Below are 9,259 nucleotides of genomic sequence, written 5' to 3' on the forward strand. Positions count from 1 at the left end.
CGACGAGGCAAAGCGCCAAAAGCCCCGCCAAAACCAGCGTGATGCGTGTGCCGCGCACGGCCGCCCCCAAAAGCGGTGCCCCTAAACCGCGAGCCCGAAAGCCCTGAGCACCGAGAGTGCCCTTAGACCGGCCCGGGCGCAAGCATCCCTCTTGTCGGCCGCGTCATGGTGAGGGTTGCCCGGTGGTCCTTCGAGGCTCGCTATGCTCGCGCCTCAGGATGACGGCCGGGCCTCGAACCACGCGGCCGGACTATCTCTTGATGACACGCCCTCGGGCGGGTGGCGGTGCTCCCAGCCCGCCCGCTCCAGCGCCGGCGTATCGTCTTGCGCCTCCGGATAGCCGAGGCACAGATGGCCGACGAAGATCCACTCTCGGGAAACCTCCAAGATTTCGGTCATGCGGGCCGGATCGAGGATCGACACCCAGCCCATCCCGATGCCTTCGGCGCGGGCGGCGAAGGTGAGCGCCATACGGTGCTTCAGCACAGGCTCTGCAAGGTCAACCACGTCGTCCACGGACGGCGCAAGCCGGCCCTCCATCATCGCCTTGGCGCGCACGGCGAGCATCAGCGCTTGACTCGCGCGGGGCCGGGGCCCCAGGCAATCATCTCATCCAAGGTTTTGTCGATGCCGGTACCGGGACGCGCGGAGCGCACGAGCTGAAGAATGGCGTCCACCACCTGGTCGCCGACCGGCAGCTGGCGCACAAGGCGCTGGGCCATCATCAACTCCTCGGCGGACAGAATCGTCTTGAGATTGCGCTCCTCCGTGCCGGTTGTGGCGAACAGCATGCGCCGCTCGGAGTCGGCATCCGGGTAGGACACGTCGATCTGCAACAGGAAGCGATCGAGTTGCGCCTCGGGCAGCGGGTAGGTGCCTTCCTGCTCCAGCGGGTTCTGGGTGGCGAGGACGTGGAAGGGGCGCGGCACGTCGTGGCGGATTCCCGCGACGGTGACGTGATTTTCCTGCATGGCCTGGAGCAGCGCGGACTGGGTCTTGGGGCTCGCCCGGTTGATCTCGTCGGCCATCAGAAGCTGCGTGAAGATCGGGCCCTTGACGAAGCGGAAGTCGCGGCGGCCGCCGCTGTCCTCTTCAAGCACCTCGGAGCCCACGATGTCCGACGGCATGAGGTCCGGCGTGAACTGAATGCGCTTGTTCTCAAGCCCAAGCACGGCGCCCAGCGTCTCCACCAGGCTCGTCTTGGCGAGGCCCGGCACGCCGATCAGGAGCGCGTGGCCGCCGGAGAGAAGCGTGGTCAAGGCCAGATCGATGACGCGGTCCTGGCCGAAGATGACAGTGGCGGTGGTGTCCCGCACGTCCTGGATCTTGGCGCCGATCTCGTCGAGGCAATCCACGAGTTGGGTCTCAGATTCAAGTGTGGTCATGGCTTCCGTTTCGCTCGATCCTGATGATGGGAATATATAGGGCCAAAGGCCGGGAAAAGCGGAACACTTTGACTGGCAATTGGGTCACAATACCGTTGGCGCTTGGCGGAGCGAAAAACGAGGTCGTATCGCGGCGAATATGACAATGCCTGACCAAGATAAGAGAGACGGACTCGTAGCATCTGGCAAGGACGGCGGCAAACCGGCCAAGCCATTATTGCCAAACCTTAATGTTTGCGGAGATATCGGGCTGAAAATCGCCCGCGACGGAACTTGGTATTACCAGGGAAGCCCCATCGGCCGCCAACCCCTGGTCAAGTTGTTCGCCACGGTCTTGCGTCGCGAAGACGACGGCTTCTACCTGGTGACGCCTGTGGAGAAAGTGCCCATCGCCGTGGAGGGGGAACCCTTCATCGCGGTGGAGATGACGCGGGAAGGGACGGGCCGCGATCAGCGGCTTTCCTTCCGCACCAATGTCGATGACGTGGTGACGGCCGGGCCTGACCATGCGATCGGCTTTCGTGCCGAACCGGAGGGTGGCCATGCGCCATATGTCGAGGTGCGCGACGGCTTGCGCGCACAGCTCGCAAGGCCGGTCTATTACGAGTTGACGGAACTCGCCACCGAGACCGGCCAGGGCACCGGCGTGTGGAGCGGCGGCGCCTTCTTTCCGTTCCCCATGGAGGGCTGAACCGGCCTCGCATTGTCGGGCACGCGCCGCTAAGGTCTCGGCAAAACACGCGTGCTTGCACGCCTACCTCGGGGAGACCGGCCAAGCTGATGTTGCGCATCGCCCTCATCGATATTCTGCTCTTTGCCCTGCCGTTCCTGATCTACGCCGCCTACATGGTCTGGGTGAAGGGCAGGGCGCCGGCGAGCGCGATGACCGGTGCGCCGATTTTCTGGCTGCTGACCATTGGCTTCGGACTCCTGATTGCCGTCACGGTGACGCTGGTGCAGTTCTCCGGCGGCAGCCCCGAGGGGACCTATCACCCGCCTGTCGTCAAGACGGCGTGATCAAACCCGGCGGCGTCGACTGATCTTAGAGGCTCCATGGCCGAGCACGACACCCCCCGCGCCGAAGCGCCGCCTTCGTTGAAGTACGCCGGATGGCTCAAGCGGCCTGAAACAGTCCGCGTGTTCGCCGCGCTTTCGGGCGATGACATCGAGCGCGCGCCGTGGGCGGCGCGGTGCGGGACGCGCTGCTGGGGCGGTCAGTGACGGACATCGACTTCGCCACCACGGCGGTGCCGGAGGACGTCATGGCTCGCGCGCGCAAAGCGGGCCTCAAGGCCATCCCCACCGGCATCGCGCACGGGACGGTGACGGTGGTGGCCGGGGGCGTCTCGTGCGAGGTGACGACGCTGCGGCGCGACATCGAGACCTTCGGGCGCACGCCAAGGTGGCCTTCACCACGGACTGGTCGGAGGACGCGCAACGGCGCGACTTCACCCTGAACGCGCTCTACGCCGGCGCGGACGGCAGGCTTTACGACCCGCTCGGCGGTTATGAAGATCTGCTCGCGGGACGGGTGCGCTTCATCGGCGATGCGGCGGCCCGCATCCGGGAAGACTATCTGCGGATCCTCCGCTTTTTTCGCTTCAATGCCTACTACGGTAAGGAGCCACTCGATGCGGCAGGACTTTCGGCCTGCGTGAACGAAAGGAACGGCCTCGCCCAGCTTTCGGCGGAACGGATCGCTGCCGAGCTCAAGCGGCTGTTGGTGGCGCCGCGCGCGTTCGAGGGTGTCGAAGCGCTGTTCGACTTCGGGCTTCTGAGCGACATTCTGGGAAGCGCGCCGCGGCTCGACCGTCTGGCGCGGCTCATCGCCATCGAGATGGCGCGCGGCCGGGAGCCAAACGCGATCTTGCGGCTGGCCGCGCTCTCGGTGTTCGTGGCCGAGGATGCGCCGCGGCTTGCCGCGCGATTCAAGCTGTCCAACGCGGATCAGGCGCTGCTCGCGCTCGGCGCCGATGAGACCCTCGATGCCGCGCTGCCCGGTGAGGATGCCGCCAAGCGCTTGCTCTACAAGATCGGGGCGGAGCGGTTTCCGCCGAAGGTGCTGCTCGCGTGGGCCGCGAGCGGCGCACCCGCCGAAGCTGATGGCTGGCTTCGCGCATTGGCCCTGCCGGACCGCTGGCAGGCGCCGGCGTTCCCGCTACGCGGCCCCGATATCACTGCGCTCGGCGACTTCAAGGGACCGGAGATCGGCGCGATGCTGCACGCGCTCGAGCAGCACTGGATCGAGGGCGGTTTTGCGGACGACCGCGAGCGGCTCCTGGCGAGAGCCAAGGAACTGGCCGCCCAGACCTAACCGAGCCGCTCGATGAAGCTCATGGCTGCCGCGGGCGCGCGCAGCTTTCCTTCATGGATGAAATACACGAATACATCGCGCGGTTTGACCTCCGCTATGTGTCCGTTGTCCACCACAGGCAGATCCTCCGGCGTGCCGCCCTCGGACCACGCCTTGGCGCGCGCGGCCCATGTGTCGAGGTCCTTCGGCGGGTAGCCGGTCTCGATCGCTTCGTCGCCGCGTTGCAGCCGTGCATAGACGACGTCGCCGGTGAGGTCGGCGATGGACGGATAGTCTTCGCTGTCCACATAGACAGGGGCCACGCCATGCTCCTTGAGCAGGCGAATGAACGCCGGATCCTGGAAGCTCGCATGGCGGACCTCGACCACGTGGTTGAGCTTTCGCCCATCGAGGTCTTTCGGCAGATGTTCCAGGAACTTGGCAAAGTCGGTCTCATCGAATGTCTTGAAAGGCGCGAATTGCCAGAGCACCGGTCCGAGCTTGTCGCCGAGCTCGCTTAGTCCGGAGGCGAAGAAGCGCTCGATGAACTTGTCCGTCTCGGCCAGAACCTTCTGCTGGGTGACGAGGCGCGGGCCCTTTACCGAGTAGACAAAGCCGTCCGGCGCGGTGTCTGCCCATTTCTTGAAGCTCTTGGGACTTTGCAGCCGGTAATGGGTGGCGTTGATTTCAATCGAGGTGAGATGGCTCGTGGCGTAGGCGAGCTCGTCGGCTTGTCGGAGCCCTTGGGATAGAACACACCGCGCCACGGCGCATAGATCCAGCCGCCGACACCGACGCGGATGGTTCCTGACGTGCTTTGATCTTTCCGCGCCACAGGTGACTCCTCGTCATGCTCGGCCGAAGTGCCGGGCAACCACGGCCGACTAATCTAAAGACGTGGATGGCCGGGACAAGCCCGGCCATGACGACAACGGAGACGTAAAAAAGAGCCGCGCCCGAAGGCGCGGCTCGATACTCTGGGGGGTACTTTTTTACGCAGGGACGCAACTTACGCGACGCAACCTACGCAACTGAACGCTACGAGGCTAGAAGCCCATACCGCCCATGCCGCCCATGTCGCCGCCGGGCATGGCGGGCGCCGATGCCTTCTTCGGCATCTCGGCCACCATGGCTTCGGTGGTGATCAGCAGGCGGCGATAGAGGCCGCATCCTGGAGCGCGGTGCGCACGACCTTCGCCGGGTCGATGACGCCTTGCTTGACCAGGTTGCCGTACTCGCCCGTCGCGGCGTTGTAGCCGTAGTTGTACTCGTCCTTGTCGAGGATCTTGCCGACGACCACGGCCCCGTCCTCACCGGCATTCTCGGCGATCTGACGCAACGGGGCTTGAAGGGCACGGCGGACGATGTTGACGCCGACCTTCTGATCCTCGTTGGCGCCTTTGACCGTATCGAGCACCTTCAACGCGCGAAGCAGGGCCACGCCGCCGCCCGGCACGATGCCTTCCTCGACGGCCGCGCGGGTCGCGTTCAACGCGTCGTCGACGCGGTCCTTCCGCTCCCGCACTTCGGTCTCGGTGGCGCCGCCGACCTTGATCACGGCAACACCGCCGGAGAGCTTGGCCAGCCGCTCCTGCAGCTTTTCGCGGTCGTAGTCGGAGCTGGTGTCCTCGATCTGCTGACGGATCTGGGCGACGCGCGCCTCGATGTCCTTCTTCTTGCCGGCGCCATCGACGATCGTGGTGTCATCCTTGGTGATGACGATCTTCTTCGCCTGGCCGAGCATGTCGAGCGTCACGTTCTCAAGCTTGATGCCGAGATCCTCGGAGATGACTTGGCCGCCCGTCAGCACGGCAATGTCCTGCAGCATGGCCTTGCGGCGATCGCCGAAGCCCGGCGCCTTCACGGCGGCGACCTTCAGACCGCCGCGCAGCTTGTTGACCACGAGCGTGGCCAGCGCCTCCCCCTCCACGTCCTCGGCCACGATCAGCAACGGCCGGCCGGACTGCACCACCACCTCGAGCAGCGGCAGCAGCGACTGGAGATTGGAGAGCTTCTTCTCGTCGATGAGAATGTAGGGGTTCTCGAGCTCGACGCGCATCTTGTCGGCGTCGGTAATGAAGTAGGGCGAGATGTAGCCGCGATCGAACTGCATGCCCTCGACGACTTCCAGCTCGGTCTCGAGGCTCTTGGCCTCTTCGACGGTGATGACGCCGTCATTGCCGACCTTCTGCATGGCTTCGGAAATGAAGCGGCCGATCTCCTGATCGCCGTTGGCGGAAATGGTGCCGACCTGGGCGATCTCTTCGTTGGAGGTGACCTTCTTGGATTTCTCCTTCAGGGCCTCGACCACTTTCGCAACGGCGAGATCGACGCCGCGCTTCAGGTCCATCGGGTTCGACCCGGCGGCGACGGACTTCGCGCCCTCCCTGACGATGGCCTGGGCCAGCACGGTGGCGGTCGTGGTGCCGTCGCCCGCCTCGTCGGCGGTCCTGGAGGCAACCTCGCGCAGCATCTGCGCGCCCATGTTCTCGAACTTGTTCTCGAGCTCGATCTCCTTGGCGACCGTGACGCCGTCCTTGGTGATGCGCGGCGCGCCGAAGGATTTCTCGAGCACGACATTTCGGCCCTTCGGGCCGAGCGTCACCTTGACCGCGTTGGCCAAGATATCGACGCCTTTGAGCATTTTCTCGCGCGCGTCTTGGGAAAATTTTACTTCCTTCGCAGACATGTCTTCTTACTCCTAAGGGCCTCACCCATGGCGCCAGCAACCGGCGTCTCAAGGGCAAAGGTGGAATTCAAAACGGATGGTTAGGCGGCCTTCTTCTTGGCGACCGAGTCTTCGAGCACGCCGAGAATGTCGCTCTCTTTCATGATGAGCAGGTCCTCGCCGTCGATCTTGACCTCGGTGCCGGACCACTTGCCGAACAGCACGCGGTCGCCGGGCTTTACGTCCAGAGGCTGAACCTGGCCCTTCTCGTCGGTCTCACCGGGGCCGACAGCGACGATTTCGCCTTGCTGCGGCTTCTCCTTCGCGGTGTCCGGGATGATGATGCCGCCTTTGGTCCGTTCGTCCTCATCGATCCGACGCACCACGACGCGGTCATGCAATGGACGAAACTTCATCTTGCGATCTCCTCCAAACAGATTGTCCAAATTGTCGTGAAACAGGCGCAGAGCCCGGAACGGGCGCGCCGCAAACGGTATCTAGACCCGGGTTTTGGCACTTTCAAGGCGAGAGTGCCAAAAAATCAGCAGTGTCTTCGGTCTGCTGCCAAGATGTTGATTTGGCTGACTAAATAACCTGGACGCAAGCCCGGCCCGTGATTAGCATTGAAAGAATCAAAACATGCCGACCAAACAGGGACGAGGACTGATGGACCAGGGTTTCGTTCACCAGATTGCTGGGTACTCGCTGACCACCGCCGAAATTCTCTACCGTCTTCCCGACCATCCAAAGCTGCTGCAGAGCTATATCTGGCAGGATTACGACATGGCGCCGCGCTTTCCCCGGCTCACGGATTTCCTGGATTTCTGGGACGCAAATCTCGAAGGGCCGCTTTACCGGGTGCGCGTGGCGCACAAGAAGCTGATCTCGCCGACAGAATTCAGCTTCGTGGAAGGCGAGCTCTGCATGCATTGAGCGGGCGGCCGCTCGCCTTCATTGGCTCGCCATGGCAAGCTCCTAAGCTCTATTTGGGGCTGCGGGAGGCATGACATGTGGCGGTGGGTGAAGGGGTTTCTGGCCGGAGGCCTGCTCGGACTGGCCGCCGGTTTTGTGATCGGGATTTTCGTCTTCCCGTACATTTTCCCGCCGCCGGACGCCACGGAGAGCTTGAGCCGGGAGGAGACCGGTAAGCTCGTGGCCAAGGCACATTCATCCAGCCCAATCCCAACGATCCGGTGCATTACGGCAAAGGCGCGGTCAGCGTCTATCCCAGCACCGTCTTTCTCGGCGAAGACTTCGAGGTGGGACCGGGCCCCGACTTCCACGTCTATCTGGTGCCGAAGGCCGACATCCGCTCCTCGAGCGACGTCATCGACACGATGTATGTGGACCTTGGTCGGTTGCGCGCCTTCAAGGGCAGCCAGAACTATCCGATCCCGGCCGGTGTCGATCTCAAGCAGTTCCCGAGCGTGGTGATCTGGTGTCAGCAGTTCTCGGTGCTGATCTCGCCGGCCGATCTCAGCTTCGAGCAGGGCGGCAACCTCTAAGAGGACGACTGGGCCTGTGCCTCGCTGTGCGGCCCGAAGTCGTACTCGTAAATGTGCGCCTGTTCCTTATCCAGCACCGGCTTCAGATCGCGGAAGGCTTGGCCGTATCTGTAGAATGGAATCCGCGGAAAGAGGTGATGGATGAGGTGGAAGTTCTGGAACAGGTAGAGCCAGTTCACGACCGGCTCGACGATCTTGCCGCGCACCCAGAACACGTTGGTATCGCGATAGCGCTGGTGCACCTCATGAGGCGCATGGGTGAGATAGGCGAAGAAGTAGATGATCAGCGCCGAGGCGAGGATGTGCGGGAAGATCCACAGCATCAGCACTTCGCGCCAATAGCCCATCAGCGACAGGCCTATCGCCACCCCGTAGTAGAGCATGTGCATGATCATGATGTGGATTGTGAGCGGCCGCATGCCCGGAATGTGTGCGTGGAAGGCGATGTGCTTCCAGAAATACTGGTGATACCAGAACACGATCGTCAGGCAGCGGAAGGCCACCAGGAACGGGTTCTTGACCGCGACCCAGTGGTCGGGATCGAGCTCCGGATTGTTGGTGTCCCGGTGGTGGGCGAGGTGCATGTAGCGGAAGGCTTTGTACTCGTGCAGCAAGATCGTGCCGCAGGCGAAGCCGATAAGGTGGTTGAGCCAGAGCCAGCGCGAGTCGCGGCCGGCGATGTTGCCGTGACAGGCTTCATGCAGCGGCGTCTGGTCGGCATAGAGAACCAGCGTGTTGAGGATCAGCCCGAGCCAGAGCGGGATTAGCCCCAAGGTGCCGAGCGTGCAGACGAGCGTGAAGGCGACGACGATGCCAAGGGCGAGATAGACGGTCGGCCAGGCCACCATGCCCTGATGTGGGCGAATTCTCTGGAGCGCCTGGCGGTCGGCAGGCGCATTCGGCTGGTCGCGGGAGGTCTCGGTGATCGCGGGTTCGGCGACAATCGACGTCATGGCTGTTCAAGAGTCCTTCGTTCGTCTGATCAATAAGTTAACGCGACCAGCGAGGGCGTTGCGGCCGCGCGTTGGACTCATCCCGGAACGCACCAATTTTGAGCCGTCCCGCGGCCACGTTCAAGGCACAATGGGCCACGGGGCGGGCTTAGTTGACGCAGGGGTAAATGCCTCGTCAAAACCGATGGTTAGCGGAATCCGCACGGCGCGCTCGGGTCTCGCGCGACACGCCCGATCGAAGGCGAGTGTGGTGCAAAAGCAACGGCCCGCCGGAGGTCAATCCGACGGGCCGCAGGACATCTCAGCGCGTTTCGTGACTAGCGGCAGAAGTGCTCGTAGCCGTCATAGCCGACGAAGGTGCCGGTGTTCGGATTGAAGCTCCGGTAGCGCGAATAGCAGTACGTGTACCAGTCCGGCGTCCAGGCAGGCGGCCCGTAGCCGGCATTCGTATAGAC

The 9,259-nt window shown here is 63.5% G+C and carries 10 protein-coding genes and 4 pseudogenes; 7 read left to right on the forward strand and 7 right to left on the reverse strand.

From position 1 onward, the window contains the following. Nucleotides 1-213: 213 nt before the first annotated feature. Nucleotides 214-432: a nitroreductase family protein gene (locus AUC71_RS22335; RefSeq protein WP_342021832.1), complete on the reverse strand. Its 219-nt coding sequence runs from the start codon at nt 430-432 to the stop codon at nt 214-216. Between the two features lie 6 nt (nt 433-438). Next, nucleotides 439-1,304: pseudogene (locus AUC71_RS09410) on the reverse strand (AAA family ATPase); the annotation flags it as partial. A 226-nt stretch (nt 1,305-1,530) separates the two neighbouring features. On the opposite strand from AUC71_RS09410, the gene AUC71_RS09415 reads away from it, so the two are divergent. The 5 genes and pseudogenes from AUC71_RS09415 to AUC71_RS21125 all read left to right on the forward strand — a co-directional run bounded on the left by AUC71_RS09415 (nt 1,531) and on the right by AUC71_RS21125 (nt 3,699). Further along, nucleotides 1,531-2,076, forward strand: coding sequence for a DUF1285 domain-containing protein (locus AUC71_RS09415; RefSeq protein WP_069624063.1), 546 nt, complete (start codon nt 1,531-1,533; stop codon nt 2,074-2,076). Between the two features lie 89 nt (nt 2,077-2,165). Then, entirely contained in the window at nt 2,166-2,402 is a 237-nt protein-coding gene (locus AUC71_RS09420; protein WP_069624064.1) for a DUF6111 family protein, read from the forward strand. A gap of 36 nt (nt 2,403-2,438) precedes the next feature. Beyond that, nucleotides 2,439-2,606, forward strand: coding sequence for a hypothetical protein (locus AUC71_RS21115; protein WP_244500878.1), 168 nt, complete (start codon nt 2,439-2,441; stop codon nt 2,604-2,606). Next, nucleotides 2,603-2,862, forward strand: a pseudogene (locus AUC71_RS21120) (CCA tRNA nucleotidyltransferase); the annotation flags it as partial. The gene AUC71_RS21115 and the pseudogene AUC71_RS21120, both read left to right, overlap by 4 nt. Nucleotides 2,863-3,108: 246 nt before the next feature. Further along, the gene (locus tag AUC71_RS21125; RefSeq protein WP_244500877.1) at nt 3,109-3,699 is read left to right on the forward strand and encodes a tRNA nucleotidyltransferase/poly(A) polymerase family protein; all 591 of its coding nucleotides are present in this window, start codon (nt 3,109-3,111) and stop codon (nt 3,697-3,699) included. On the opposite strand, the pseudogene AUC71_RS09430 reads toward AUC71_RS21125, so the two are convergent. The 3 genes and pseudogenes from AUC71_RS09430 to groES form a co-directional block, all read right to left on the reverse strand. Then, nucleotides 3,696-4,513 (reverse strand): annotated as a pseudogene (locus AUC71_RS09430) (DUF72 domain-containing protein). The gene AUC71_RS21125 and the pseudogene AUC71_RS09430 overlap by 4 nt on opposite strands. Before the next feature lie 211 nt (nt 4,514-4,724). Continuing rightward, nucleotides 4,725-6,367 (reverse strand): annotated as a pseudogene (groL, locus tag AUC71_RS09435) (chaperonin GroEL). Nucleotides 6,368-6,447: 80 nt separating this feature from the next. Continuing rightward, the gene (gene groES, locus AUC71_RS09440; protein WP_069624065.1) at nt 6,448-6,762 is read right to left on the reverse strand and encodes a co-chaperone GroES; all 315 of its coding nucleotides are present in this window, start codon (nt 6,760-6,762) and stop codon (nt 6,448-6,450) included. Nucleotides 6,763-6,985: 223 nt separating this feature from the next. Between groES and AUC71_RS09445 the strand changes: the two genes are divergently transcribed. Together AUC71_RS09445 and AUC71_RS20265 are read left to right on the forward strand one after the other, a co-directional pair. Beyond that, nucleotides 6,986-7,279: an usg protein gene (locus AUC71_RS09445; RefSeq protein ID WP_083238238.1), complete on the forward strand. Its 294-nt coding sequence runs from the start codon at nt 6,986-6,988 to the stop codon at nt 7,277-7,279. Nucleotides 7,280-7,539: 260 nt separating this feature from the next. Beyond that, nucleotides 7,540-7,851: a DM13 domain-containing protein gene (locus AUC71_RS20265; RefSeq protein ID WP_204376693.1), complete on the forward strand. Its 312-nt coding sequence runs from the start codon at nt 7,540-7,542 to the stop codon at nt 7,849-7,851. Here AUC71_RS20265 and AUC71_RS09455 read toward each other — a convergent pair. Continuing rightward, a complete protein-coding gene (locus AUC71_RS09455; protein WP_069624066.1) occupies nt 7,848-8,804 on the reverse strand; it encodes a fatty acid desaturase in 957 nt (318 codons plus the stop codon). The two genes, AUC71_RS20265 and AUC71_RS09455, sit on opposite strands and share 4 nt — an antisense overlap. A 317-nt stretch (nt 8,805-9,121) precedes the next feature. After that, on the reverse strand, nt 9,122-9,259 hold a 138-nt coding region (locus AUC71_RS17710; protein WP_141701584.1), incomplete at its 5' end, for a BA14K family protein.

The organism is Methyloceanibacter marginalis (genome assembly GCF_001723295.1).
Classification (GTDB): Bacteria; Pseudomonadota; Alphaproteobacteria; order Rhizobiales; family Methyloligellaceae; genus Methyloceanibacter; species Methyloceanibacter marginalis.

Bases quoted from the DNA above. Each gene is read 5' to 3' on its own strand.
- groES (WP_069624065.1), bottom strand. From the start codon at position 6,762: ATGAAGTTTCGTCCATTGCATGACCGCGTCGTGGTGCGTCGGATCGAT.
- AUC71_RS22335 (WP_342021832.1), bottom strand. From the start codon at position 432: ATGGGCTGGGTGTCGATCCTCGATCCGGCCCGCATGACCGAAATCTTG.
- AUC71_RS09445 (WP_083238238.1), top strand. From the start codon at position 6,986: ATGCCGACCAAACAGGGACGAGGACTGATGGACCAGGGTTTCGTTCAC.
- AUC71_RS09415 (WP_069624063.1), top strand. From the start codon at position 1,531: ATGCCTGACCAAGATAAGAGAGACGGACTCGTAGCATCTGGCAAGGAC.
- AUC71_RS21115 (WP_244500878.1), top strand. From the start codon at position 2,439: ATGGCCGAGCACGACACCCCCCGCGCCGAAGCGCCGCCTTCGTTGAAG.
- AUC71_RS09420 (WP_069624064.1), top strand. From the start codon at position 2,166: ATGTTGCGCATCGCCCTCATCGATATTCTGCTCTTTGCCCTGCCGTTC.
- AUC71_RS09455 (WP_069624066.1), bottom strand. From the start codon at position 8,804: ATGACGTCGATTGTCGCCGAACCCGCGATCACCGAGACCTCCCGCGAC.